The following is a 24,162-nucleotide window of genomic DNA, read 5'->3' as shown; positions in this document are numbered from 1 at the left end:
GCTCGCCGATCCCCAGCCGACCGAAACCGCCGTGTGGGACAGCAGCCCCCAAGGGCTCGACAGCCACGAGCGGTTCGCCCGCAGCCGAAACCTCCGCATGCCCTCGCTGTCCGACCAGGCCGCGCGGCGGCGAAGGCCTTCGGGATCACCACCCCCTGACCGGCCTGCGTCGGCCGGTGTTCGTCCTCACCGCCACCGGCCGGCTGCACGGGAAGCCGTCAGCGCTGCCCAGCCGCCCGTCGGCGCCCTGACCGCACAACTCGCCCGTCTGACAGCCTGAATACACCCGACTCCCGCGGCAAGGCACCGCCGCCGCGGATCTCCTCCAATCCGACCGCCCGGCCGCTGCGAAGTACGAGTGAACGCAACAGCCCGGCGGCGTGTCGAGTGGCAGGAGAGGTTATGGAGCAACACCGCAAAGCGGCCGTCGTGGGAAGCGGGGTGGCGGGCCTGACCGCCGCCTCCATCCTTGCGGCCTCGTACGAGGTCACCCTGTACGAGGCCGACGATCGGCTCGGCGGCCACGCCCACACCCGCGAACTGCCGGCTCCCGGCGGGCGCGCGGTGGCGGTGGATTCGGGGTTCATCGTCCACAACGAGCGCACCTACCCCACCCTGCTCCGGCTCTTCCGCGAGCTGGGGATCGGCACGCAGGACGCCGAGATGAGCATGTCCGTCCGCTGCGACGGCTGCGGCCTTGAGTACGCGGGTGCCCGCGGCCCGGGCGCTCTGTTCGCTTCCCGGGCCTCACTACGAGGCCGCTACCTGCGCTTGCTGACCGAAGTTCCGGCCTTCCACCGAGGTGCCCGGCGTCTCCTGGCCCGACAGACCAATACAAGCCTCACCTTTGGGGACTTTCTTCGGCAAGGCGGGTTCTCCCCCTACTTCGTCAGCCACTTCGCCCTCCCGCTGGTCGCCGCGGTGTGGTCCTGCCCCGCGCGGACAGCCCTGTCCTACCCGGCCGCCTATCTGTTCACGTTCCTGCACCACCACGGGCTGCTCTCCGTCACCGGATCCCCGCAGTGGAAGACCGTCACCGGCGGCTCCGCCGCGTACGTCGCCGCCGCCGCCAAACACATCCAGCGCATCCGCATCTCCAGCCCGGTCGCCGCCATCCGGCGCACCAGCAGGGAAGCGCTGGTCACCACCGGCGACGGTGCCACCGAGGGTTACGACGCCGTGGTCGTCGCCACCCACCCAGACCAGGCGTTGCGGATGCTCGCGGACCCCACCGCCGACGAAAAGCGACTCCTGGGCACCTTCAGATACTCGCGCAACCCTACGGTGCTGCACACCGACACCGACGTCCTGCCACGCTCGCCGCGTGCCCGCGCCTCCTGGAACTACCGGATGGCCGGCTGCGAGCCTTCCACCGCTCCCGTCCGCGTCAGCTACGACATGGAGCGCCTCCAGCGTCTGCCCGCAGGCTCCGGGTACGTCGTCACCCTCGGCGGTGACGACGGCATCGCGGCCGACCGGGTCGTGGAGCGGATGGTCTACGAGCATCCGGTGTACACCACCGCCTCGGTCGCGGCGCAGAGGGAACTGCCGCGCCTCAACACGGGCGTGACCGCGTATGCCGGTGCCTGGCACGGGTGGGGGTTCCATGAGGACGGCTGCCGTTCCGGAGTCGAGGCCGCCTGCTCCCTGGGAGTGGACTGGTGACCCGTGCCAGAAGCGGCGCCGTATCCGCGGCCCCCGCCAGCCGCGAGCCGGCGATGCTGTACGAGTGCGTGATCACGCACGTACGCCGGACGCCCCTGCGCCACGCGCTGCGCCACCGCACCTACCTGTGGTGCGTGGACGTCGACGGGCTGCCGGTGCTGCCCCGGCCGCTGCGTCCGCTCGCCCGTTTCGACGCCCGCGACCACTTCGCCGGCACACCCGGGGCCCTACGGGCCGGGCTCGACGCCTACCTCGCCGCGCACGGCGTCGACCTGGACGGCGGGCGGGTGGTGATGCTGGCGCACGCCCGGGTGTTCGGGTTCGTCTTCAACCCGCTGAGCGTGTTCTGGTGCCACGACTCCTCGGGGGCACTGGTGTGTGTCGTCGCCGAGGTCCACAACACCTACGGGCAGCGTCACTGCTATTTGCTGCGGGCGGACGAGGCGGGCGGGACGGGGCCGGCGGACGAGGTGGTGGTGGACAAGTCGTTCCACGTCTCGCCGTTCTTCGCGGTTGAGGGCCGCTACCGGATGCGGCTGCCGCTCCCCGGCGAACGCCTCGGCCTGACCGTTCATCTGGAGCACGACGGGGGCCGCGCGTTCACCGCCGTCGTCCGAGGTGTCCGCCGCCCCGCGAGCGTGCCCGCCCTGCTGTCCGCCGCCGTGCGCAGGCCCTGGTCCACCGCCGCCGTCTGGGCGGGGATCCGCCGCCACGGCATCCATCTGCTGCTGCGCGGACTGCCCGTGCAGCCCCGTCCTGGTCCCACTCCGCAGAAAGGCATGCTGCCGTGACCCGCCCCGCCCTCACCTCCGAGCCCCGACCCCAGCCGGCCGACAGCCCGGTCGGGGCCTGTCCCCGGGGCCCGGCCGGCGCACCCGCGGCCGCCGTGTCCGCCGTCCGCCGCGCGGACGTCGACGCGGAGCGCTGGCCGGACGTGGCCCGGCTCCCCTCGCCCGGCCCGGTCCGCACGGCCGTCGCCCGGCATCTGGTGGGCCGGGCCCTGGACCGGCTGGCGCTGACCAGGCCCTCCCCCTGTGCCGACGTGACGGCCGCAGGTCCGCGGCTGACGCTCCACGACGCCGACGCTTTCTACCGGCGCGTTGGCCGGGACGGGCTCATCGGCTTCGGCGAGTCGTACATGGCCGGCGAATGGGGCAGCGACGATCTGGCGGGCGCCCTGACCGTCCTCGCCGGCCACGTCGACGAACTGGTCCCCGCTCCGCTGCGCCGGCTCCGCGACCTGTGGGTGACCGCCCGCCCCGCTGGAGACCGGAACACCCGGGACGGGGCCCGGAGCAACATCCGGCACCACTACGATCTCTCCAACGACCTGTTCGCCACCTTCCTCGACCCCACCCTCACCTACTCCTCCGCGGTCTTTACCGCCTTCCCCGCCCGCTTCGAGTCCCTCGCCTCCGCCCAGCACCGCAAGATCGACCGGCTCCTGGACCTCGTCGGCGTCGGCGAGGGCACCCGGCTGCTGGAGATCGGCACGGGCTGGGGCGAACTCGCCCTGCGGGCCGCCGCACGAGGCGCCCGCGTCACCACCCTGACCCTCTCCGCCGAGCAGGCCACCCTCGCCCGCGAGCGGATCGCCGCAGCCAAACTCACCGACCGGGTGGACGTCCAACTACGCGACTACCGTGACGCCGAGGGGCGGTACGACGCCGCCGTCAGCGTGGAGATGATCGAAGCAGTCGGCGCCGACTACTGGCCCGCCTACTTCACGGCCCTGCGCCGCACGCTCGCCCCCGGAGGCCGGATCGCCCTGCAGGCCATCACCATGGGCCACCAGCAGATGCTCCACACCGCTGCCACCCACACCTTCATCAGCAAATACGTCTTCCCCGGCGGCCTGATCCCCTCCCGCGAGGCCATCGCCGAGCACTGCGCCGCCGCCGGCCTGCGCACGCTCGCAGACAACGGCTTCGGCGAGCACTACGCCGAGACGCTGCGCCTGTGGCGCGAACGGTTCACCGCCCACCGCCCCGCCGCCACGGAGCTGGGCTTCGACCCGGTCTTCCAGCGCATGTGGGAGTTCTACCTCGCCTACTCCGAAGCCGGATTCCGCTCCCGCTACCTCGACGTCCGCCAGCTCCTCCTCACCGAAGGAACCCACCGATGAGGCCTGTCGCCGACCGGCTCGCCCAGCTCCTCGGCCACTTCGTTCCCGGCCCCCTTCCCGTACGCATCCGCGCCTGGGACGGAAGTGACACAGGCCCGACGGACGCGCCCCTGGTCATCCTCCGCTCCCCTCAAGCTCTGCGCCGCCTGCTGTGGCAGCCCGGCGAGCTCGGACTCGCGGAGGCGTACATCGCCGGAGACCTCGACGTCGAGGGCGACCTGGCCGACGCCCTCTCCCAAGCGGGCCGGAGCGTCCGCGGCCGGCCGGGCGCCCGACCCGGTCCCACGGGCAGGGCTGCGGCCACCGCCCTGGCGGTAGGCCTGGGGGTCATCGGCCCGCCCCCGAAGCGCCCGGACGGGCGGGCCCGCCTGACCGGCAGCCCGCACAGCGTCGCCCGGGACCGCGCGGGCATCAGCCACCACTACGACCTCTCCAACGACTTCTACGCCCTCCTCCTCGACGAAACGATGACGTACTCCTGCGCCTACTGGACCCGGCCCGCCGACCCGACCCGCACCCTGGCCGACGCGCAACGCGACAAGCTCGACCTGATCTGCCGCAAGCTGAACCTGGGCCCCGGGGACCGCCTGCTCGACGCCGGCTGCGGCTGGGGTTCCCTCACCGTCCACGCGGCGCGCGAACACAAAGCCCGCGTCACCGCAGTCACCCTCTCCCGCGCGCAGCACGAGTTCGTCACCGCGCGGGCCGTTCGCGAGGGGGTGACCGACCTCGTGGACGTCCAGCTGCGGCACTGGCGCGACATCGACGGCGGCGGCTACGACGCGGCCGCCGCCGTCGAGATGGGCGAGCACGTCGGCGACGCCGAGTACCCCGCCTTCGCCACCAAGCTGCACGACGCGCTGCGCCCCGAAGGCCGCCTCCTGATCCAGCAGATGTCCCGCGGCGCCCACGCGCCCGGCGGAGGCGCCTTCATCGCGGCGTACATCGCCCCGGACATGCACATGCGCCCCCTCAGCCGCACCATCGACCTGCTGGAGGGCTCCGGCCTCGAGGCCCGCTCCACCGAGTCCCTGCGCGAGCACTACACGATCACCATCGACGCCTGGCGCGCCACCCTCGAACAGCGCTGGAGCGACATCGAGGCCCTCGTCGGGGCGACGACCGCCCGCGTCTGGCGCCTGTACCTCGCCGGCGCCTCGCTCGCCTTCTCCGAACACCGCATGGGCGTCGACCAGATCCTCGCCGTACGGCCCACCCGCGAAGGAGCGTCCGGCATGCCGGCCACCCCCGCCGCCTGGTACGCCCCTGCGAGCACGGCGTGAACGGCACCGACTGGAGCGCCCTCGGCGCGAACCTCGCCGCCACCGCGGCCACGGCACTGACGGTGCTCCTTGCCACCTTCGCCATCGGCGCACGCCGCGGACTGCACCGCATCGTCGACATCGCCTGGGGCCTCGCCTTCGCCGCCGTCGCCACCGTCACCTGGCTGCTCTCCGCCGGGCACGGCGACGACGGCCGCCGCCTGCTCGTCGCCGCGGCGACCGTTGTCTGGGGACTGCGGCTGGCGGGCCACATCGCCCGCCGCTCCCGCGGACACGGCGAGGACCCCCGCTACACCGACCTCCTCGGCAAGGCCCCCGGGAACCGGACCCTTTACGCGCTCCGCACCGTCTACCTCACCCAGGCGGTCCTCGTCTGGCTGATCTCCCTCCCCGTCCAGGCCGCCTCCTACAGCTCCGCGCCCCTGGACACCCTGGCGTACTGCGGACTCGCGCTGTGGGCGGCCGGGCTCGCCTTCGAGGCAGTCGGCGACCACCAGCTCGCACGCTTCAAGGCGGACCCGGCCAACAGGGGGCGGATCATGGACCAGGGCCTGTGGGCATGGACCCGGCACCCCAACTACTTCGGGGACAGCCTCGTCTGGTGGGGCCTGTACCTCCTCGCCTGCACCGCCTGGCAGCCGGCCCTCGCCGTCCTGGTCTCCCCGTTCCTGATGACCCTGCTCCTCACCCTCGGCAGCGGGAAACGCCTCCTGGAGAAGCACATGTCCAAGCGTCCCGGCTACGCCGCGTACACGGCCCGCACCAGCGGCTTCGTCCCCCTGCCACCCCGCAGAACCCCACGCCGCGCCCGGGAGGAGACGAAATGAGCGAACCCGGGCGAGGCAGCACCTTCCCTGCTCCGCACCTGCCCGGACCCAGGTTTCCGCCTGCGGCCGGAGCAGCACCGCTGCTGCACGGCGGACGTGTCCCCTCTCCAGAGGCCGCCCACCACCCACAGACCCGGCGGCTCGCGGGCGAGAACCGGCCAAGACCTCCCTTCGAACCCACCAGGCCAGAACTCCACAGAGCACCCCCGCGCCCGGCCATCACCGCCTCGATTCGAAAAAGACTCATACGATCACATTCAATGACAAACCATGACCAATCGGATTCCGAAGTCCCCGAGCGGGCCGGGCCGCTGCACCCAGACGGCCTTGCCCTGCCTGCAGCGGCTACCCCCACCGCGCCAGCGCCCACGCCTGTGCCAGCGGCGTGCCGATGCGGGACTGCGAGGCGGGCGGGACCCAGCCATCCGGGCGGCCGTCGCCACCCTCCGGCCCCCTCGGTGTCGTTTCGGATCAGGCCCGGCACGACCGCAGCGCCCGGGTATAGCGGTCGAGAGGGATGCCGCCCCCACCGGGGCGTGATGGGTCGGCACACTGGCCCGGTGACTTCCTGGATGCACCGCCGCTGGCTGCGCCGGGAGATCACCGATGCCGGGCTGCCGTGGCTGACCCGGGTCCTGGAGATCGCCCTCGCCTTCCACCACGCCGTCCGCGACGAGCACCAAGACCTCAACGAGACCCTCGACCGGCTCCACGCCCTCACCGGCAACGGCGACTTCGCCTACTTCACCGACATCGCCGCCGCCATGGGCAACCTCCCCCACCCGCCCCGGCCCACCGTCCACTGGCTCGACGGCCACGAACCCGTACGGGACCGCTGGCACGCACTCGTCACCACCCGCCGCGCCCGCCTGAACGCGTTATTCTGACCGCCGGAACACCTCTCCCGCAGCCGCGGCCGAGGGAGGAGGGGATCGCTCGCCTGCTGCCGACGGCATGATCAAGTGGAGCGACCGCGGCCACATCGCCACCTACCCCGGCGCACGAACGCCCGTCCCTGACTCCGGTACACCAATACCAAGGGCCAGTTCCGGACCTTCGGTCAGAAACAGGTCCCACCACGGGACACGGCTGCGGTCCCAGACCCTGAAACCTCGGGTCTGGGACCGCAGCCGTCGCGTCCGCAGCGTCAGCCGGCGTCGGGATTCCGGCCCACCAGCTGGGACAGCAGCTCGATGATCTGCACCTGGTTGCGGTCCACCTTGGCGGTCAGGTCCCGGACCTCCCCGGCGAGGCCGTCGATCTTCTCGTCGAGGTTGCCGACCTTCTGGTCGAGGTTGCCCACCTGGAGCCGCAGAGCGGTCAGGTCGGACTTGACGATCCCGAACTCTCTGTCGGCCTTCTCCTGGGCCTGCTCGTAGCGCCGGGTGAGAGCGGCGATCTCACCCTGGGCCATGGGCTCCTCAGGCACGCGGGGCCCTCCTGCCAGACTATGAAAAGACGGGGTCATCAGGGCCCCACGGTATCGCGGCCGAAGGACGGCGTACCGCCCCCGGACGGATTCCGCCGCCCCCTCCATCTCAGGGTGCCCCGGTCACGGACTGAGGTCCAGAACACGCACCGGCTCGCCTTCCCACCGCTTCGGTGCGGTGGTGGCGATGACCGCCCCCTCGGGCCGGTCGGCGGTGGGCTGCGCGGCGTGCCGGCTGTGGGCCGCGGCCCAGGTCTCCTGCTGGGCGACGGCCAGGGCGGCGGCCAGGTCGAGGTCGAGGACGGTGATGCCGGGCAGCGCGGCCAGGTGCTCCGCCGTGCCCGGGCGGGCGCGGTCGGCCTCGACCAGCGCGCACGCGGGGGCGTAGAGGAACCAGCCCGGCTCGGCGTGCGCGCGGTGGATCAGCCGGGAGGCGAGGACGTTGCCCTGCCCGGCCGCCGCCATCGCCGTCTCGTCCAGAACGATGTGCACGCTGCTCACAGACCGCCCGCCAGCCCGAGACGCCGGTTCAGCTCACTGTCCAGCTCCCGCTCCTCGGATGCCGTGGGCGCGTAGCCGTTCCACGCCGCGAGAGCTGACTTCGCCTGCTCCGCGCGCTCGGCGCGCTCGGCGGGAGTGAGCAGGGTGTCGGCGAGGCGGGCGAGGTAGGCGCGCAGGGACAGGCCCTCGGCCGCGGCGATCGCGGCGAGGCGGTCCTTGGCTTCCTCGGGGATACGGACATTGGCATCGGACATCAGAGTGCTCCTTCCCATCCCTCTAGGGTACGGGTACGTACCCGTACCCACATGTCGCTGGGGATTCTTCGGGTCACGACTCTGTCGCATGGCTGAAAGCAGTGCCATGCTGGGGCCGCGGTGCTCCTCCAGCCCCAGACGGAGGCCCCTCCCGCGTGCTTGCCGCACGGCGGCGCTGTCCCTCCCGGCCTCCCCGCGGGAGAGCCGCTGCTTGCCCCGGGCACTGGCCCGGCGCACCGGGGCGGGGTTGGCACCGTGTTCATCGTTCGTTCAGTGGAGGGGTGTTGGACAGCTTCAGGGTTGCCCGGGAGAACGAGCTGCCGCCGTGCTCGCGCTGCGGCGGCAGGATCACCATCGGCGCGGACGGGCCCGTCGGCCGGCACGGTGTCCCGGTGAGGCTGGAGCTGTGCCCGGTCTGCGACACGGACACCCCCGCCGGCGGACCGCTGCTCGCCTTCCTCGGCACCGGCGGCGGGCGGGACGCGTCCCGGGCGGAGGAGGCTGCGCGGCTGATGTGGGCGTGGCAGCGGGAGGCGATGGCAGGCCACGGATTCCACTGGGTCCCCGGCAACGGCTCCGGAGCAGGGACCGCCCCGCCGTACACCGGCCCCATGCCCCATGGTCATGGCTGACCGGAACAGCCGGTGCCGGCGACAAGGCCGATACCCCCGGATCGGGTCCTCCGAAGCCCTTGGAGACCCTCTCGGAGGGGTGGCCGAATCGCGTCAGGTTATCCCTGACGCTCCGGAGCGTCAGGGATAACCTGACGCCATGACCGACACTGCGGACACCACCCTCTCTCCCGCCGAGACGCCCGCGCGGCTCTCCCCGCGTGACGAGTCCCGCCTCGCCCTCGCCACCTCGCTGCGGAACCTGAGCGACCAGGTGGACGAAGCCGTCCCCGTGCTCCCCGACCCGGCCCCCGGCCAGCTGCTGCGCACCGCCCTGGACCTGCTGCGGCAGGCCGAGCAGATCGTCGGGACCGCCGTCATCGCGGAACGCGAACGCGGAGCCACCTGGGAACAGATCGGCGCGGCGGCCGGCATCACCCGCCAGTCCGCGCACGAGCGATGGCACGCCGACGTCCGGGCCTGGGCCTCCACCGGCCGGTCCGCCCTTTCCCCCAACAGCCCCAGGGACTCCCTCGACTACGCCGCCCAGGCCGACCGCTTGTACGCCCTGCGGCATCCTGACCGGCCGCACGCGATCAGCGCGGGCCTCGACGCGACCCGGTTCCCCGGCTCCCGGGAGTACGAGCAGTCCCTGCGCGCCCCTGGAGCACGCCTCCACGCGCAGATCGCCGAACTTCAGCAGCAGATGAGGGCGGTGTACCAGGCCGACGACAAGGTGAAGGACTCCGGTGCCTTCCGGGTCCGTGCCATCAACCGCGAGAAGAACGCCGCCCTCAACACCACCCTCGCGGACCTCTACGAGCGCCTGGCCACCGCCGAGCCCTCTCTCGCCGAGGAACACCGTGCCGAAGCGGAGTGTCGCAGGCAGTTCGCCGCCAACAACCGGGAGCACGCGGAGCTCCTGCGTCAGGATGCTGCACGGCGGGACGGGCCCGGTGCCGAGCAGCCGTAACACGGGGCAGAACCCCGCCCCGGCACCGGCTGAACCCACCTACGGGGTGGTTCAGCCGCCGATGATGTGCAGGGCGGTGATGACGAGGACGCTGCGGCTCACGTAGTAGACGACGACGAACCCGGCGACGGTGGCCGACCGCCGGTCCTTCTCACGGCCGCTCTTCGCCGGGGTGGAGCCGTGTCCGTCCGGGTTCCCCGCGAGCTGGGCCATCCCCGCCTCGAAGCGGGCCCGGGCGGCAGAGGTCATCCGGTTGAGCGAGTCCTGGGCCTGGTCGGTGTACTGGACGGTGAATCGGCGGCTCACGCCACCTCCGGGGAGACGTACCGCTCGTCCTGGGGGTGGAAGCCGCTGTGGTCGCCCGCCTTGAGGCGGGCGATGTCTGCCTCGATCTGCTCCCACGCTGGCGCGGGGAGCGCCCAGGTGGCGAGGACCTGGGCGAGCTGCGGGCCCGGGGTGGACTCGATCTGGGCGGTGAACTCTGCCCGCTCCTCCTCGGGAAGCGCGGCCCGCACGCTCTCGATCGTCATGGGGAGTCCCACCGGCTCACCGCCGATACGGGTCGTCCACGCCTCGGTCACCACTGCCTCCCTCGTCTCTGCGGACCACGGTACGCCCGCCGGACCGGCGGGCGGTGGTCGTTCATCCGTCCGGGCGATCCAGTTCCGGACAGCCCGCGGCCGCCGCCTCCCGCCTCCTACGGTCGCGGTGGCCTGATGTTGGCAGAGGTGACTTTCACCGGTGCCCGGGGTGGGGCTGGGTGACGAGCAGCGTTCCGTCAACCGGGAACGAGCAGTTCACCCCGTGCGCGCCGTAACGGCCCCGGCTGCCTGCGCCGTGCTGCGAACCCTCAGGCTCCCGCTCAGCTCCTGGCGGCCGTCGTCATGATGCGGCGGCAACGCGCGCCTGCCCGATCGGGACCAGCACATCGTCCGGGGCGACGTCGGGTTCGGGGAACGCCCGCCGTGACAGCTCCCGCATCGCCTTCGTCTGCCGCTCCACCGCTGCTGCGATGCCCGGATCCACCCGGGACGGTCGGGCGGCCTGGCGGTGCGCCTCGACCGCACGGCGGTAGCCCTCCGGCGGCGGGCGGCGCTCCACCGGCACGACGGGCACGGCCGGCTGTGGGGCCGGGGCGGCGTCGGCCGTGGTGGTGGGGCCGGTCTTCAGGGGCGCGGGTGTCAGGACGTGCAGGGCGCGGACGTTCACTTCCGGCACCTGCTCGTTGACGGCGGTGATCAGCTTCGGTGCGCTCCAGCGGAGTTTCGTGCCGGCGGCCGGGGTGTCGGGGGTGAGGTCCAGGCGGCCGGTGTCCGCGTCGAACGCGACGGCCTCCACTCGCCCGGTGAGCTCGGGTACGGCTGCGGCGAGGATGGCGTCGAACTGGGCGAGGACCGTGCCGCCGGCGGCGGGGTGACCAGGCCGCGTTCGGTCATCATCCGGCTGATCGCCGCGCCGAGTCCGAGCGGCTCGCGCCCGTCGCGCCGCACGACGGTGCCGGTGCGCCGCTTCGGCTTCTGGTGGCGGCACCGTTCTTCTTCGCCGCCTCCCGGGCCGCGAGCAGGGCCTGGCGGGCGAGATCGATCCCGGACACTGCGGCGGTCATGCGATCACCGCCCCGGTGACGCTCGTGTTGTCGTGCAGGGGACGGGCGGCGAGCTCGGGCAGCCGGTCCGCCCACGGCACGTCCGCGTGCTCGGTGCGGGCGGTGGTTTCCTCGCGCAGCTGCTCCAGGCGCGTGGTGAGCAGGTGCTGCGCGGTGCGGGTCCGGGCGGTGTCGGCGGCCTTCGTCGCCGCCGTGACGGCGTCCGTACCCGGTGGGTTGTGTTGGTACCAGCGCCTTCCCTGCTCGGTGGCGTATGCCCGGCGGGCCTCCGTCTCAGCCTCCTCGGTCTGGCCCAGCCGGCCCAGGGCGCTGGCGCGGTACTCCGGCAACGCGGCCTCGACGGCCTGGAGGGCGGCGTGGGCGATCGCGGACCTTGCTGCGGCCGGGTTGGCGTCCGGGTCGGCCGGGTCCATCAGTGCCAGGAACTCGCGCTGGTTGCGTGCGATGTCGGCTTCCAGCGAGGCCCGGGCATCGGCGGCGACAGCCGCGATGTCGGCCGGGTCGTTCAGGTCTGCGGCCCAGGTCGCGGCGACCAGCCTGGCCTCCACGATCAGCGCCTCGGTCCGACACCGGTAGTCGCGCGCCTCGCGCAACCCGGCTGCCCGCAGTGCTCGCATGCCGTCGGCGAGCGGGGTCAGCCGGTCCTCACAGTGTGGGCAGTTCCGGCCTGTGTCGAGCAGCATCCGCTCGTCACATCGCACGTCCCAAAGGGAGGTTGAGAGGTCCGCGAGATGGCGGAAGAGCGACTTCACAGAGGGCGTCCTACAGTGCATTGTTAGCATGTAATCATAACAATGATAGGTGGAGGCAATACACATGCCCTCAGAGACTGAGGATCCTCGTCCGGCCTGGTCCGCTACCGCCCAGATGGCTCTGGGAGCGGGCCCATGGGTGGTTGTTGCCCTGGCGCAGCTCGTCGTCTACGCCGTGGTTCACCATCGTCTTCCTGAGCAGGTGGTCTCCCATGTCGGGTCTTCCGGGCCGGACGGGTTCATGGCGCCCTTGGCGCTGGTCGCCATCACGGTCGGTGTGTTCCTGGCTGAGGCCCTGCTGTTTGGCTACCTGTTGGTACGGCGGCGGCAGACAGTTGGCCAGTATCGGCTGGTGGCTGGTCTCGGGTGGGGTGTCGCCGCGGGTGAGGGCTATCTGTTGATCGGGTCCTTCGCCGCGAACGCGGGGCTGTCAGATCCTCGGGACCTTCATTTCCCGATGTCTTTGCACCTGCCGATCGCCATCGGGTTGTGTGCGGTGGTCGGCGCCGTCGGTGTCGCCCTGGCGAGGAAGGCGGACCGCCGGTGACTTCCGAAGTTCGCCGGGTGGCGTGGAGCCGTCCGGCCGGGCCTTCCTGGTGCACTCCTGTTGGACTGCTTCTCACTACCGCCGGCATTGCCCTCACGGGCTTCACGGGGGTGGGGTGGTGGCTTTTCCCTGCTGTTCCCATTGGCGTGCTGCTTGTCCTGTTCGCCCGCACTCGCGTCGCCGTTGACAGCAGGAGAGGCCTCACGGTCTCGGTCGCGCGCCTGCCCATACGCCGCATCAGTCTGGATCGCATCGTTGCCGTGCGCTCGGGCTATGCGCGTCTGGCTGATCTGGGCGGATTCGGCTATCGGGTGATGCCGGGGAGGCAGGCACTCTCGCTGCGGGCCGGTGATGCACTATGGCTTGAACTTACGAGCGGTCGTGAATTCGTCGTCACGGTCGACGACGCCGAGACTGCAGCCAGGCTGCTCACAGAACTCTCCGAGAGGCGCTGAGATCATGCTGGTGGAGATCGACACGAGCTCCGCTCAGCCGCTGGGCGAGCAGATCGCCGCGGCTGTCCGGCGGGCTATGGCGGCCGGTTCCTTGCGCGTCGGGGAACGTCTCCCGTCCGCGCGGGACCTGGGACTTTCTCTCGGCGTGAGCCTTCACACGGTGCTGCGCGGCTATCAGATTCTCCAGGCCGAGGGGCTCATCGAGCTGAGACGTGGCAGGGGAGCGGTGGTCGTCGCTCCTGCTCCACAGGACCGTGCCTCAGTTGTGGAGCAGACCCGCCGGCTGGTGTTTGCCGCTCGGCGGATCGGAATGCCGGACGACGAGACGCTTGCGCTGGTGTCGGCATGCATGGGCCGAGGTGAGGGGCCGGGAGAATCCCGCAAGTGATTCTCCCGGCGGTGGTCAGAGGCTGGTGACTTCCCTGGGTCGAACCGCTGTGGACGGCGTGGCAGCCGATGTCCGCGGCCGGGTGATGCGGGCCCCGGAGGGCAGGCACAGCACGAGAAGGCCGCCCGCCATTGCCAGGGCGAAGGTCCACAGGCCCATCACCAGCCCGATCGAGAAGTGGAACAGCAGCCCCGCCCACAATGCCGTATAGCGGAACCGCTGCGGCAGTAGCAGTGCGGCGGCGAGCGCGATCTCGATGAACAGAGGCAGCCAGGTCATCAGAGCCGCGCCCAAGGCAGTCGAGACGACAGGGCGCAGGATCGTGTCGAGCCATGGGGCCGCTCCGAAGCTGGAGTTGGTGCTCCAGTACCACATGGCTGTCCCGTCGTACCACTCCGGATGAGGCAGCTTGGCAACGCAGGCGTTGAAATAGACGAAGGACATCTGGAGGCGGATCATGATCAGACCCGAGGTTCCGATGAGTGCCCGGACACGCAGGGCTTTGCCGCCGGCTTCGTCCGGAGGCGGCAGCCAGTGCCAGCGGCGTGGATCGCCGAGTGCGGGCAGGACGAACAGCATCGAGAGAATGAGTCCGATCTGGTCACCGCCGTCGGTGATGGAGATGCCCGCGAAGACGCTGTAGTTGATGTAGGCATGCGGGAGCGCTGTCAGGCGTGGACGCCAGCCTGAGGCGACAATCAGCAGAGCGAGAACACAAAGCCACTTGAGCCAGGTGAGACCGGTACGGTCGTCTCCGGCGAGGCAGAACACCGCTGCGGAGGTCGCTCCGTTGCAGGTGGGGAAGTCGCCTATGGTGGCGACGGGCCGGAACAGGGTGCTGGTGCTGGAGAAGGCGAGCGTCGCTGCGGTGCCAAGTGCGACGAGGGTTCGCGCCAGGCCGTAGGCGTTGGACCACGGTGTGGTGATAAGACGGTCGGTGGCCATCAGCACTCCACGTCCCAGACCGCGGCACGGACCGGCGTGTGTGTACCGGGCAGCAAGTCGCGCCAGGCCCAGGGGACGGGCTTCATTTCCACCATCGCGGAGCGGCCGCAGATGCTCGGTGAGGGGGAGCGGTTCTTCAGTTGTGAGGTGACGGGGGTCTTCTTCAGGCATTCGGCAGCAGAGGTGGCATTGCCGCAGGGCTGCCACACAAGGCCCTTCTCATGGAGAAGAAGTGCGTTCTCGATTCCCTGGGAGCGTGAAGCGCGGTCGAGCCCGAAGGCGTTGGAAGCACGGGCGTGTGGTGCGAGCCGGAGGTCGTTCCAGGCCCCGTTGCTGAAGCCGAAGGGGACGTACTCCGAGCTCCTGGCCGACCTCGTGAAGAATGCCCAGCCCTGTGGTGCGACCACCAGGGCGGCGTCGTGCACCGCGTCCTGGGCCGGGAGCCGGACGATGTTCTTCGGCAGGAATGCTTGAGCCAGATAAAAGGCGACCAGCACCCAGATTGCGGCGGTGACGAAGACCCAATTGCGCGGAACACTGGTTCGGGCGACGGGAGCAGTGACCTGCAGGGAAATTTTTTCGATGAATCTCATGGAAGGCTTTCACTCAGGAGTAGATCCGTTGGCCGGCGGGAGCGGAGCGCGGGCATGGCGGGCCGCACCCTGTGGGTTCAGGGTGCGGCCCGCCACTCAGCGGGTGGCTGCCGTTTACGCGGCCGCGAGTCGCGTGATGTCGGCGACCTGCTGCTCCTTGGTGACGTCGGTCTCGCCGCTGGCCGGGGCGACCGAGGCATTCACAATGTTCTTCCATGCCTGCAGGTTGACTGCCACGGAGACGTTGACCGCACCGCCAATGTTCACGGCCACGAGAACGTTGAGGACCACGACGACGCAGAATCCGGTTCCGGTTCCCATGTCCTTGACGGCGCTTTGGGCAGAGCTCTCTTTGCTGGCCGTTACCTCGGTCAGTATGGCCACCGCACCGTTCATGGCCGCCTCTACCCGGCGGGGATCGCCGGAGCGGATCTCGACAGAAAAGTCACCGAAGAAGCCGGGATTCTTCGCTGCAATCGAGTCAAGCGCACCGGCGACAGCCTGCAGAGCCTCCGGGGTGCTGTTCTTCTGGTACACCGCCTTCGCTCTGGTGTAGGTGGGGAGTTCAGCGAACTTCCTGCCCATCTCGCCCTGCAGGAAGAAGATGCCCGAGGCCAGATCCCGGCCGTCCTGCGCTGTGCCCACGGGAGCACGCCGCTCACTTGTGACGCTTGTGACTGCCGAACCCTGGGCGGGTGCGGCAGCGAAGGCGTTCGATGCCGTGACTCCGCTCACTCCGACGGCAGTGGCAGTGACCACCGCGACCAGAGCACGCTTCGCTCCTGTGATCTTCGGTAACACGATACTCCTCAATCAGCGAATGCTTTCAGCCGAGTGGCGCATGCACACACCTCTCGGTGAATGACTCGGCAAGCCTCCGTGAAGAGAGGGATTAATTCAAGAGGTTTAAAACCTGCGAAAAATTAAATCAGCCCTCGCAATGAAGAGCGGAATTTGTAATTCCGGAGGGGGGTCAGGCCGCCTGCCGCGTCCGGTCTAGACGGTCGTGCGCCAAATTGGATACGTCCGAACCGTCAGGTTCAGCAGCGTGACCGGCTGAAAATCTCCACAGCACTGTAAGTTTAGATATCCCCCTCCATCGCCTATCCGATGGCTCATAGTGAGGTGGTTATTGTGGCGCATCTTGGCGTGTCAGCAGCGCATAGTGCATGGGTTCACGCTCTCGCGATTTATTCCCGCTGGCGAGATACCGTCTTGGGAAACGCTCTGGAGGGGGCATCCGCGAGTGGCTGGCGATGTACCAGTGGAGGAGCACCCCTTGGCAGGAAGAGCCGGGACCGGCTTAGGGGAATTCCGGGAGCGTCGCTGGCTGAATACTGCAGGACTGAGACACCGTGAACCGAGTTCGGACGCTCTGATCGCAACGTGATAGGTCGGCTGCTTCCCTGTGCGGGTGTCCACGCTGCTCTCAAGTGACCTGCTGTCCTGGCTGCCCCGACCTGCGAGCAGGCCGGCTCTCACCCAGTTCTAGGTATTGCGAGGGGACCTGACGGCCAAGACATGGGCGGTCTTGGTCTCGGCGACCCCGAGGTCTGGCGCACTGTTCTGCCCGCGCAGCCGCTCCAGCCGCGCCGGCAGCAGATACTCGGCTACGCGCTCCCGGTCCGTGTCGGCGGCCTTCGTCACTGCCACGACGGCGTCCGTACCGTTCAGGTTGCACCGGCACCAGAGCCGGTTCTGCCCGGTCCGGTACGCCCGATGATTCTCTGTCTCGGCTTCTTCGGCGCGGCTCAGTCGGCCGAGGGCGCTGAGGCGGTGCTCCGGCAGCGCCTGCTCGACGGCCTGCAGCGCGGCACGGACGCTGCCGCGGCCGGGTCCGCGTCCAGCTCGACCGGCTCCATCAGCACCAGGAACTTCCGCCGGGTGCGCTCGATGCTGGCTCCCAGCGACGTCCGGACCTCGGCGGCGACGGTGGCCAGGTCGCGGCACCGGCCCGGCTTCCACGATGGCCACCTCGGTCTGGGGGGTGCCACAGGCTTCGTACTGCCCCGCTGGCCGAGCTGTCGAGCGACCCCCGCGCGGGGGTCGTTTCGGACCCACCGCCTCACGTGAGGTGGTGGGTTCCGAGACGACCCGCGCGCGGGCGGGGCAGAGGCCGTATCACCGCCTCGCGTGAGTGGGTGGTTAGTGAACAACCTCTGCGGGGGTGGGGGTGATGCTCAGGTGGGGATCAGGGCGGTGGTGTCCAGGTTGAGGTCGAAGGGGGCTGGGATGTGCAGGGTGGTTCCGAAGGGGTGTGGGCCGTCTGCGCGGGTGTAGCCGAGGTGGCCGGGTTCGGAGAAGAGGGTGATGCTGCCTTCGATCCGTTCGACCAGGAGGTAGAGCGGGGCGCGGTATTCGGCGTACCGGCGGCGTTTGACGACGCGGTCGGTCTCGCCAGCACATCGGACGACCCGCGCGGGCGGGGACGACTTTCGGGAGCACCACCTCACGTGAGGTGGTGCCGAACGTTCCCCGCGGGCGGGGCGAACTTCCTGGCCCGGTCCGGGGCCCCGTTGAGCGACCCCCGCGCGGGCGGGGCGGACGCGTACTCGTCGAGGTCGACCACCACTGGAGCGGGACGACCCCCGCGCGGGCGGGGCGGACTGAGCGGTGGGTGGGCCCGGGGCGGCCGGTGTCGGACGACCCCCGCGCGGGCGGGGCGGACACTTCGTGACCTGGGGTGTTGTCACGTGATCATGCTGTTTTCCTTTACATGCTTCACGATCGTTCCCAGATTCTGCTGGTGTGCCAGCGTCACGTGTTGCCGGGCTCTGGACAGCACCGTATCCGTCGGAATGAAGGTTGTGCTGGCAGATGTCTGTTCTCACCGGGTGGTGCGTTCCCTCGCCGTGTCGGCCGGCCTTGCTCACGGCGTCGGTGGCGTCCGAGCGGTTCGGGTTGTGCTGGTACCAGAGTTGGCTCAGCCCCGTCCGATACGCCCGGCGGACCTCTGCCTCGACTTCCTCGGTACGCCCCAGCGTGCTGCTGCGGCACTTCGGTAGTGCGGCGTCCACGGCTTGGAGCGCGGCGTGGGCGAGCACGGACACTGCCGTGGCCGGATCCGTGTCCAGCTCGCCCAGATCCACCGAGTCGAGGAAGCCGTGCCGGGTGCGCTCGGTGCCGGCCGTCGGCGACGTCCGGACCTCTGCGGTGACGGTGGTCGGCCCGGCCTCCACGGTGGCCGCCTCGGTCCGGCACCGGCCACACACCGCGCACATCTTCGGCCGCCCGTGTTGTGCGAGCGACCCCGCGCGGGCGGGGACGACGTCAGCTCCCGTTCGGTCAGAGCGGTGCGGAACGAACGACCCCCGCGCGGGCGGGGAGGACTCGGCGAGGCCCTGTTTCCAGTGGCCGGCCTTCGAACGACCCCCGCGCGGGCGGGGCGGACCTCAAGTTCCTTTCGGACCAGGTCGTGTACCGGGAACGACCCCCGCGCGGGCGGGGCGGACGCGGGGACAACCTCGTCGACTGAGGCGGTGGCGCCAGAGGGCGACGTTGATGGTGCCAGCCCGGCTACCGCCTGCCCCGCGCCGTGGCACCGCTGCGGCAAACTGGGAAGAGGCCGGCAGAACGGCGGTGTCCCGCGCCTGGCGCGACGCCCGGATGCATTGTGAGCCCGCCCTGCAGGACGAGCTCAGCCCCGACGGGCTTCGTGACAGAGCTGAGGGAGAGCACCGGCCCACTGCGGCACGTTACTTCTTGCTCGCGGTTTTGAAGCGGAAGCCGAAGAGTCCGCCGGTTTCATGTTCGTCGGTTAGGCGGGGGCTCCGGATGTAGGGCTCAGGGTTGAACCCGCGGTGGGAGGCCATACTCAGGCTGTCGGTGTTGATGGTAACGATGTACTGCAGGTTCTCCTCCTCGGTGACTTCCGCAGCGAGCTTCAAGGCGGAGGCGACCTGCCGGTCGTCGACGCCGTCGTAGAGGTGGCTGTCGTGGACGAGGAAGTCCGGGCCGCGACCGTGTCGGTGCGCCAGGACGGCGAGGGTCAGGTCGAAGCAGAAGATGACCATGTTGCCAATCCCCCGGCTGCCGTCGCTGTCGATACGCGGGGTGATCGTCAGGCTGTTACGGCCAGCCTCAATGGCGAGGTACGCCTCGCGACCTTGCCCGTACAGGCGCTGGGCGTAGTGGGAGAACAGCAGGATCGCCTCGTCTGTCTGCTGGCGACGTTCCTGGAGATCGGTGTCGACTGCCTGCTGCAGTTCCACACTCTTCGCAGTGATCTGCCGTGCGCTCGCTTCGAGCGTCTGTGCCGCTTCGAAACGGTGGCGCAGTGCTTGGAGCGCAGCTTCCTCACGTCCGAGAGCCGTCTGCAATGCCGTGAGGGCCTCCAGGGCCCCACCCTCAGCAAGGTCTCGAAGGAGCCGCGCCTGATCTTCGCCCAGGCGCGCCCGCTCGGCACGGCGTGCATGGAGCCGTTCAGCAAGTTCGGTGATCTCCTCTTCCAGGAAGCGCTGACGGTTGCGGACGACCGAGTGGTGGAAGGTCTTCACGTCCTCGAACCGGCGGCGGACCTGATCGCTAAGAACCACGCCGAGCTCATGGTAGACAGGCTCCAGGTAGTCGACCTCGACGTCGGATGTCTCGGTAACAGCTGCCTGGAGTTCTTCGAGGTTGTGCTGGTCGATCACATCTTCCTGCGCCAACTGCTTGATACGCCGACTGACCTCATCCGCCCTGTCCTTGAGGCGCTCGTACTCAGGCACGACCTGGAACGCCGTTACCTGACCGCGCAGCCGCTCCACCTGGGCCTTGGCCAGCGTGATCTGGCCTCGCAGATCTGCGGTGGAACCGACGATGCGCCCCCACACGGGGTCATCGACAGCTTTCTTCAGCTGCGCGCGCGTGGCCTTCCGGGCGGCAAGCTGCCGGTACTCGTCGACGAGCTGCCAGTCCAGACCGAGTAGATAGGCCAGGTTGGAGGCGGCCTCCGGAGCGGACTGGCGGGAGAAAGTACGAGTCGGCTCGTTGAAGCCGTGCGAGGAGATACGGCGTGCGAGGAACGAAAGCAGCACCCTTCCGCTCACACCCGAGTGGTCGCCGCGGAGACCGAAAAGATCCCTTTCAATCAGCTGAGTCCACCGCTCCACTGGCAGCTCGTGATCACCCGTGCTCGGGAACAGAGCACCATCGTGAGCACCGGCCACATCCTGGTCAAGCCTCACGAACCCGGAGCGCTGTCCGCTACGGCGTATACGAAGTGGAGTCTCCAGACCCGGCCAGTCCATCTCAAGGCTGAACGTAATGTGACGCAGTGCCTTGTTCATCGCGAGCGTGGTGGCTGAGGCCCGCGCTCCCAGCAGGAAATGGATCAGCTCGATCAGGCTGGACTTCCCAGCACTGTTGCGGCTGTCGGTGTCCGCCGATGACGCAGTTGTCTCCGCGACCAGAAGGTTCAGTCCTGCAGTGAAGGACACCCCTTTGAAGCGCTCATCGTCAGCGCTCAAGCGGCGCAGCATGCGTACTCCTTGCAACGAGGACGTCCTGGTCCAGCTCTATGGCACCCATGCTGTAAAGAACATCCAGCGCCAGCACGAACCAGCCGAACGATACGGGCGAGGTATGTGCGTGCTCACTCCGCCAGGCCTTGAGCCGGGACCATGCCTGGCTGACAGACCGCGGCTCTTCCAACTGCAGCAGGATCTGAGCGCCGATCGCAAGCAGGCACCGGTCAGGTGCGATGCCCTTCGTAGGAGTGATCACGCGGATATCCTGAGCCCAGGCTGCCAGCCAGCCGGAGGAGCTTCGAAGATGTCGCATCGCTCGAAGAAATGGGCGAGCACGACGAAGGCAGCCCGCAGGACCTTCCTGCGCGGCTGGGCGTTCCCTAGCACGTACATCTGGAGTTGCCATAGGACGTCTTCAGGGTCAGCCCAGTCCCTGCGTACCTGCTCGTAGTACACCCGAAAGCCCTGCGCGACTTCGTCGTGTTCCAGCTCCCGCATCGTGCCTTCGTAGAAAGCGTCCACCAGGTGGCTCTGGCGCATCCCGCGGAGCAGATCCTCGCGTGCCTCGCCTTCGAGCCGGTTGAAGTCCAGCTTCTCGATCCGCACGTCTGGCAGAGGCATCAAAGGATCGGGAGTGGTGCGCAGGTCCTGGAGCTGCTTCAGCAGGGGCTTAAGATCATCCATGCCGATCCCGAAGGTCATCTCCTTGATCGGGATCTCGCACCGGAGGACGTCTTCGGCTGTCACCTGGTCCAGTTGCATGCATTCCTGCCACAAGCGCCGGCCACCCATCTGTTCGAAGCGCAGGGCGGGCTTGTCGGCAGCTGCCTGGGACAGCATGGTCGTCACTTCCGGGTGCACGCCGCGCCGGTCGTTGTGCACGAAGACGAATGTGTCGAACTGCCCACTGCGTTTGGCGAGCGCACCGGCCAAGTCGCCGTCGAACTTCTCGCGGATCTTGCTTGGCTTCACTGTCTGTGGGGCGTAGCAGGCGTACAGCCTGCGGGAATGCAGTGTGAGGCCGTCGGCTGACATGTCGCCCAGACTGCCTGCGGTCCGTACGTCCAGGAAGTCCGGGTACCTGGAGCACATGAGCCGGTGAAAGAAGTCCTCGAAGTCGTTTTCGTACGTCTCTGCCATGAGCTCAAGGAACTTAACCCGCGCATAGGCACGCTGCTCATACTGCATACATCCCCCCCTCACGGACAAGAAGCAAGACTAGCCCTACGTGATCAACCCTAAAAGTCCTGTAGTCATATCAGAGAACTTCGTTGCTGAGGATCAACCAGGCGAGCACGCGCTCCAGCTGGCCGGGCTTGCAGTGATGGTCAGAGAGCCAGCACCGAGCCGAGCTGGCCACCGGATCGACGCCGAATACCACGCCGCGCAGCGGCGAGCGCTGCTCCGCCGACCCCGCACGGGCGGGGACGACCTGCTCCTCGGCCTGTTGCTGATCATGTTCCTGGAGCGACCCCCGCGCGGGCGGGGAGGACGTCAACAGGTGTAGACGGATCTACACAACTCCCGAGCGACCCCCGCGCGGGCGGGGAGGACGGGCGGGGGAGGGGCGTCGGGGGTGCCGGCGCGGAGCGACCCCCGCGCGGGCGGGGAGGACCCCCCGGACCCCGACCCCTTTTCCTGCCGTGGGGAGCGACCCCCGCGCGGGCGGGGAGGACCCGGCGGGGTCGATGTAGTGCCGCCAGCCCGTGGAGCGACCCCCGCGCGGGCGGGGAGGACGAAATTACGGCGCGATCAGCGCCCGCCCCGATCGAGCGACCCCCGCGCGGGCGGGGAGGACGACGGCAACCCCTCGCTGAACAAGGACGGGAGCGAGCGACCCCCGCGCGGGCGGGGAGGACACTTCCTGACCTGGGGTGTTGTCACGTGATCATGCTGTTTTCCTTTACATGCTTCACGACCGTTCCCAGATGGTGTTGGTGTGTCAGCGCCAAGTGGCACTGGGCTTCTGGTAGCACGGTATCCGTCGGTATGAAGCTTGTGCTGGCAGACGTCTGTACTCACCGTGCGGTGCGTTCCCTCGTTGTGTCGGGGGCCTTGTCCACGGCGGGCTGGCGTCCGTGCGGTTCGGGTTGTGCTGGTACTGGAGTCGGTTCTGCCCGGTTCGATACGCCCGTGCAGGCCGAGGGCGCTGGTGCGGTGTTCCAGCAGCGCGGTCTCCACGGCCTGGTCGGACGGCGAAGGCGGCCGCCGCCGCGGCGGGGTCCGTGTCCAGTTCGCCCAGGTCCACCGAGCTCCGAGGTTCTCGTGCCGGGGTGCGTACGATGCCGGCCGCCAGCGACGCCCGGAAACCGGCGGCGACGGCGGCCCGGTCGTCCAGCACCGCCGTCCAGGCGCCGCGATCAGCCCGGCCTCCACCATCAGTGCCTCGGTCCGGCACTGGAAGCCGCATGCCTCGCACAGCCCAGCCGCACGTGCCTGTCCGCAGTCCTCGCACGGCAGCGCCCGGCGTACCGTGTCGGCGGCCGCCGCGGCCTGGCGCTCGCGCTCCTGCTGCTCAGCGGCTCCCGCCCGGCGCATCACGCCGGGCCTGCTCCTCGCGGGCCTGCTCGCGGCACCACATGTAGTCCTCGGCGTCCAGCATGGCGATCTCGTGGAGGCGGGCCTCGACGGCGCGGGAGCGGACGGTGTTGTCGAGGCGGGGCTGCTCCTGGTCTACGTCGGCGGCGGCCCGGGTGCGCCAGCCGCGGCGGAGGTGGATGACGTTGCCGCAGTTCTGGCAGCCGGCTTCGGTATCGAGGCGGCCCCCGTCGTCGCAGCGGTGGTCAGAGCAGGACGGCCGCTGGGGGAAGCCCCGGCGGATCAGCCACCCGTCCCCCGCGCGGGCGGGGAAGACCCGGCCAAGCCCCGCCACCGCTGATCGCGCAGCGAGCGACCCCTGCGCGGGCGGGGAGGACACCCGCCCCCTCATCTGGACCGCCATCACGGGCGAGCGACCCCTGCGCGGGCGGGGAGGACCCGCCCCTCGTTCCCCGTGGTCGGGGTCGACTGAAGCGACCCCTGCGCGGGCGGGGAGGACGTCGGGAGGCGACGACGTCATCGGCCGCGACCCGGAGCGACCCCTGCGCGGGCGGGGAGGACAGCTTCTCGTACCCCTGTTCCGGACCCGGGATCGAGCGACCCCTGCGCGGGCGGGGAGGACGTGTGGGCGGCGCGGCGTACCTCCACGCCTGCGGAGCGACCCCTGCGCGGGCGGGGCGGACGCGCGCGCGTCGTTGCCCGCGTCGCGGGCCTCCGAGCGACCCCTGCGCGGGCGGGGCGGACAACAGCCACCGCACCGGACCTGGCCCCGCCAGCGAGCGACCCCTGCGCGGGCGGGGCGGACTCGAAGATGAGCGCATATCGCAGGTCTGCCGGCGAGCGACCCCTGCGCGGGCGGGGCGGACCTATATCCTGGATAGTCAAGGAAGCGCCCTGGCGAGCGACCCCTGCGCGGGCGGGGCGGACCGTGTGCTCCCCGCCGAGGAGTCGAACCTCGTCGAGCGACCCCTGCGCGGGCGGGGCGGACACTTCGTGACCTGGGACGTTGTCACGTGATCATGGTGTTTTGCTTTACATGCTTCACGGTGGTTCCCGGGTGGTGTGGTGGTGTCGGTGTGTCGGGCGGGTCTTGGCGGCACGGTATCTGTCGGCGGGCCGGGCTGGTCGCAGGTTTGAGCGACCGGTGTGGGCGGTGGGTGAGTCTGTGGTCGAACAGCCCCTGGGGGGCAGGGTTGGTGGCACTCTGGTCCAGAGTCGTT

At 69.7% G+C, this 24,162-nt stretch carries 28 protein-coding genes, 1 pseudogene and 2 CRISPR repeat arrays; of the genes and pseudogenes, 11 read left to right on the top strand and 18 right to left on the bottom strand.

Going from position 1 to position 24,162, the window contains the following annotated elements; genetic code table 11:
- Positions 1 to 402 precede the first annotated feature (402 nt).
- The 6 genes from ABD371_RS33895 (at position 403) to ABD371_RS33870 (ending at position 6,787) form a co-directional block, all read left to right on the top strand.
- Positions 403 to 1,665 carry an NAD(P)/FAD-dependent oxidoreductase gene (locus ABD371_RS33895; RefSeq protein WP_344485929.1) on the top strand — a complete coding sequence of 421 codons (1,263 nt, stop codon included), beginning with the start codon at positions 403 to 405 and terminating at the stop codon, positions 1,663 to 1,665.
- A gap of 53 nt (positions 1,666 to 1,718) precedes the next feature.
- Complete coding sequence (locus ABD371_RS33890) at positions 1,719 to 2,456, top strand: DUF1365 domain-containing protein (protein ID WP_344486034.1); 738 nt, start codon at positions 1,719 to 1,721, stop codon at positions 2,454 to 2,456.
- Positions 2,453 to 3,790, top strand: a complete 1,338-nt coding sequence (locus tag ABD371_RS33885; RefSeq protein WP_381735481.1) for a class I SAM-dependent methyltransferase — start codon at positions 2,453 to 2,455, stop codon at positions 3,788 to 3,790. The genes ABD371_RS33890 and ABD371_RS33885 overlap by 4 nt, the downstream gene beginning before the upstream one ends.
- On the top strand, positions 3,787 to 5,073 hold the full coding sequence (locus ABD371_RS33880) for a class I SAM-dependent methyltransferase (protein ID WP_344485926.1): 1,287 nt from the start codon (positions 3,787 to 3,789) through the stop codon (positions 5,071 to 5,073). Before ABD371_RS33885 ends, ABD371_RS33880 begins: the two co-directional genes overlap by 4 nt.
- Positions 5,070 to 5,900, top strand: coding sequence for a DUF1295 domain-containing protein (locus ABD371_RS33875; protein ID WP_344485923.1), 831 nt, complete (start codon positions 5,070 to 5,072; stop codon positions 5,898 to 5,900). The genes ABD371_RS33880 and ABD371_RS33875 overlap by 4 nt, the downstream gene beginning before the upstream one ends.
- Before the next feature lie 560 nt (positions 5,901 to 6,460).
- Positions 6,461 to 6,787 carry a hypothetical protein gene (locus ABD371_RS33870; RefSeq protein ID WP_344485920.1) on the top strand — a complete coding sequence of 109 codons (327 nt, stop codon included), beginning with the start codon at positions 6,461 to 6,463 and terminating at the stop codon, positions 6,785 to 6,787.
- Positions 6,788 to 7,047: 260 nt separating this feature from the next.
- On the opposite strand, the gene ABD371_RS33865 is transcribed toward ABD371_RS33870, so the two are convergent.
- From ABD371_RS33865 to ABD371_RS33855, 3 genes are all read right to left on the bottom strand, one after another.
- Positions 7,048 to 7,329 (bottom strand): hypothetical protein, encoded by a 282-nt coding sequence (locus ABD371_RS33865; RefSeq protein ID WP_344485917.1) that lies wholly within the window; start codon positions 7,327 to 7,329, stop codon positions 7,048 to 7,050.
- 123 nt (positions 7,330 to 7,452) lie between these two features.
- Entirely contained in the window at positions 7,453 to 7,821 is a 369-nt protein-coding gene (locus ABD371_RS33860; protein ID WP_344486028.1) for a PIN domain-containing protein, read from the bottom strand.
- Between the two features lie 5 nt (positions 7,822 to 7,826).
- A complete protein-coding gene (locus tag ABD371_RS33855; protein ID WP_344485914.1) occupies positions 7,827 to 8,084 on the bottom strand; it encodes a hypothetical protein in 258 nt (85 codons plus the stop codon).
- 284 nt (positions 8,085 to 8,368) lie between these two features.
- On the opposite strand from ABD371_RS33855, the gene ABD371_RS33850 reads away from it, so the two are divergent.
- Positions 8,369 to 8,716 carry a DUF6300 family protein gene (locus ABD371_RS33850; RefSeq protein ID WP_344485911.1) on the top strand — a complete coding sequence of 116 codons (348 nt, stop codon included), beginning with the start codon at positions 8,369 to 8,371 and terminating at the stop codon, positions 8,714 to 8,716.
- A gap of 139 nt (positions 8,717 to 8,855) precedes the next feature.
- On the top strand, positions 8,856 to 9,668 hold the full coding sequence (locus ABD371_RS33845) for a hypothetical protein (RefSeq protein ID WP_344485908.1): 813 nt from the start codon (positions 8,856 to 8,858) through the stop codon (positions 9,666 to 9,668).
- A 51-nt stretch (positions 9,669 to 9,719) separates the two neighbouring features.
- Here the strand turns inward: ABD371_RS33845 and ABD371_RS33840 are convergent, their stop codons facing one another.
- The 5 genes from ABD371_RS33840 to ABD371_RS33820 form a co-directional block, all read right to left on the bottom strand.
- Positions 9,720 to 9,974, bottom strand: a complete 255-nt coding sequence (locus ABD371_RS33840) for a hypothetical protein (protein ID WP_344485905.1) — start codon at positions 9,972 to 9,974, stop codon at positions 9,720 to 9,722.
- Positions 9,971 to 10,249 carry a hypothetical protein gene (locus tag ABD371_RS33835; protein ID WP_344485902.1) on the bottom strand — a complete coding sequence of 93 codons (279 nt, stop codon included), beginning with the start codon at positions 10,247 to 10,249 and terminating at the stop codon, positions 9,971 to 9,973. Before ABD371_RS33835 ends, ABD371_RS33840 begins: the two co-directional genes overlap by 4 nt.
- Positions 10,250 to 10,550: 301 nt before the next feature.
- Positions 10,551 to 11,006 carry a hypothetical protein gene (locus tag ABD371_RS33830; protein ID WP_344485899.1) on the bottom strand — a complete coding sequence of 152 codons (456 nt, stop codon included), beginning with the start codon at positions 11,004 to 11,006 and terminating at the stop codon, positions 10,551 to 10,553.
- A 97-nt stretch (positions 11,007 to 11,103) separates the two neighbouring features.
- Positions 11,104 to 11,274, bottom strand: coding sequence for a hypothetical protein (locus ABD371_RS33825; RefSeq protein ID WP_344485896.1), 171 nt, complete (start codon positions 11,272 to 11,274; stop codon positions 11,104 to 11,106).
- Positions 11,271 to 11,957, bottom strand: coding sequence for a hypothetical protein (locus ABD371_RS33820; protein ID WP_344485893.1), 687 nt, complete (start codon positions 11,955 to 11,957; stop codon positions 11,271 to 11,273). The genes ABD371_RS33825 and ABD371_RS33820 overlap by 4 nt, the downstream gene beginning before the upstream one ends.
- Before the next feature lie 208 nt (positions 11,958 to 12,165).
- Between ABD371_RS33820 and ABD371_RS33815 the strand changes: the two genes are divergently transcribed.
- From ABD371_RS33815 to ABD371_RS33805, 3 genes are all read left to right on the top strand, one after another.
- Positions 12,166 to 12,573, top strand: a complete 408-nt coding sequence (locus ABD371_RS33815) for a hypothetical protein (protein ID WP_344485890.1) — start codon at positions 12,166 to 12,168, stop codon at positions 12,571 to 12,573.
- A gap of 146 nt (positions 12,574 to 12,719) precedes the next feature.
- The gene (locus ABD371_RS33810) at positions 12,720 to 13,028 is read left to right on the top strand and encodes a hypothetical protein (protein ID WP_344485887.1); all 309 of its coding nucleotides are present in this window, start codon (positions 12,720 to 12,722) and stop codon (positions 13,026 to 13,028) included.
- A gap of 4 nt (positions 13,029 to 13,032) precedes the next feature.
- Positions 13,033 to 13,416 (top strand): GntR family transcriptional regulator, encoded by a 384-nt coding sequence (locus ABD371_RS33805; RefSeq protein WP_344485884.1) that lies wholly within the window; start codon positions 13,033 to 13,035, stop codon positions 13,414 to 13,416.
- A gap of 15 nt (positions 13,417 to 13,431) precedes the next feature.
- Here ABD371_RS33805 and ABD371_RS33800 read toward each other — a convergent pair whose 3' ends face one another.
- The 10 genes and pseudogenes from ABD371_RS33800 to ABD371_RS35915 all read right to left on the bottom strand — a co-directional run bounded on the left by ABD371_RS33800 (position 13,432) and on the right by ABD371_RS35915 (position 23,276).
- Positions 13,432 to 14,361 (bottom strand): sporulation-delaying protein SdpB family protein, encoded by a 930-nt coding sequence (locus tag ABD371_RS33800; protein ID WP_344485881.1) that lies wholly within the window; start codon positions 14,359 to 14,361, stop codon positions 13,432 to 13,434.
- Entirely contained in the window at positions 14,361 to 14,954 is a 594-nt protein-coding gene (locus ABD371_RS33795) for an SdpA family antimicrobial peptide system protein (protein WP_344485878.1), read from the bottom strand. Before ABD371_RS33795 ends, ABD371_RS33800 begins: the two co-directional genes overlap by 1 nt.
- 114 nt (positions 14,955 to 15,068) lie before the next feature.
- On the bottom strand, positions 15,069 to 15,599 hold the full coding sequence (locus ABD371_RS33790) for a sporulation delaying protein family toxin (RefSeq protein ID WP_344485875.1): 531 nt from the start codon (positions 15,597 to 15,599) through the stop codon (positions 15,069 to 15,071).
- 843 nt (positions 15,600 to 16,442) lie between these two features.
- A complete protein-coding gene (locus tag ABD371_RS33785; RefSeq protein ID WP_344485872.1) occupies positions 16,443 to 16,607 on the bottom strand; it encodes a hypothetical protein in 165 nt (54 codons plus the stop codon).
- A gap of 98 nt (positions 16,608 to 16,705) precedes the next feature.
- Positions 16,706 to 16,948: a hypothetical protein gene (locus ABD371_RS33780; protein WP_344485869.1), complete on the bottom strand. Its 243-nt coding sequence runs from the start codon at positions 16,946 to 16,948 to the stop codon at positions 16,706 to 16,708.
- Between the two features lie 186 nt (positions 16,949 to 17,134).
- A pseudogene (locus tag ABD371_RS33775) lies at positions 17,135 to 17,350 on the bottom strand (Uma2 family endonuclease); the annotation flags it as partial.
- A gap of 1,299 nt (positions 17,351 to 18,649) precedes the next feature.
- Complete coding sequence (locus tag ABD371_RS33770) at positions 18,650 to 20,416, bottom strand: ABC-three component system protein (RefSeq protein WP_344485866.1); 1,767 nt, start codon at positions 20,414 to 20,416, stop codon at positions 18,650 to 18,652.
- Positions 20,394 to 20,660: an ABC-three component system middle component 6 gene (locus tag ABD371_RS33765; protein ID WP_344485863.1), complete on the bottom strand. Its 267-nt coding sequence runs from the start codon at positions 20,658 to 20,660 to the stop codon at positions 20,394 to 20,396. The genes ABD371_RS33770 and ABD371_RS33765 overlap by 23 nt, the downstream gene beginning before the upstream one ends.
- Entirely contained in the window at positions 20,657 to 21,592 is a 936-nt protein-coding gene (locus tag ABD371_RS33760) for an ABC-three component system protein (protein ID WP_344485860.1), read from the bottom strand. Before ABD371_RS33760 ends, ABD371_RS33765 begins: the two co-directional genes overlap by 4 nt.
- 276 nt (positions 21,593 to 21,868) lie before the next feature.
- Positions 21,869 to 22,263: a CRISPR direct-repeat array (repeat unit 29 nt).
- A 656-nt stretch (positions 22,264 to 22,919) separates the two neighbouring features.
- Positions 22,920 to 23,276: a hypothetical protein gene (locus tag ABD371_RS35915; protein ID WP_417801421.1), complete on the bottom strand. Its 357-nt coding sequence runs from the start codon at positions 23,274 to 23,276 to the stop codon at positions 22,920 to 22,922.
- Between the two features lie 13 nt (positions 23,277 to 23,289).
- Positions 23,290 to 23,930: a CRISPR direct-repeat array (repeat unit 29 nt; unit sequence CGAGCGACCCCTGCGCGGGCGGGGCGGAC).
- Between the last annotated feature and the right edge of the window lie 232 nt (positions 23,931 to 24,162).

This window comes from Streptomyces amakusaensis (assembly GCF_039532665.1).
Taxonomy (GTDB): domain Bacteria; phylum Actinomycetota; class Actinomycetes; order Streptomycetales; family Streptomycetaceae; genus Streptomyces; species Streptomyces amakusaensis.
Note: the sequence above shows the minus strand (reverse complement) of the source record. Positions and strands in the feature narration are given on the sequence as shown.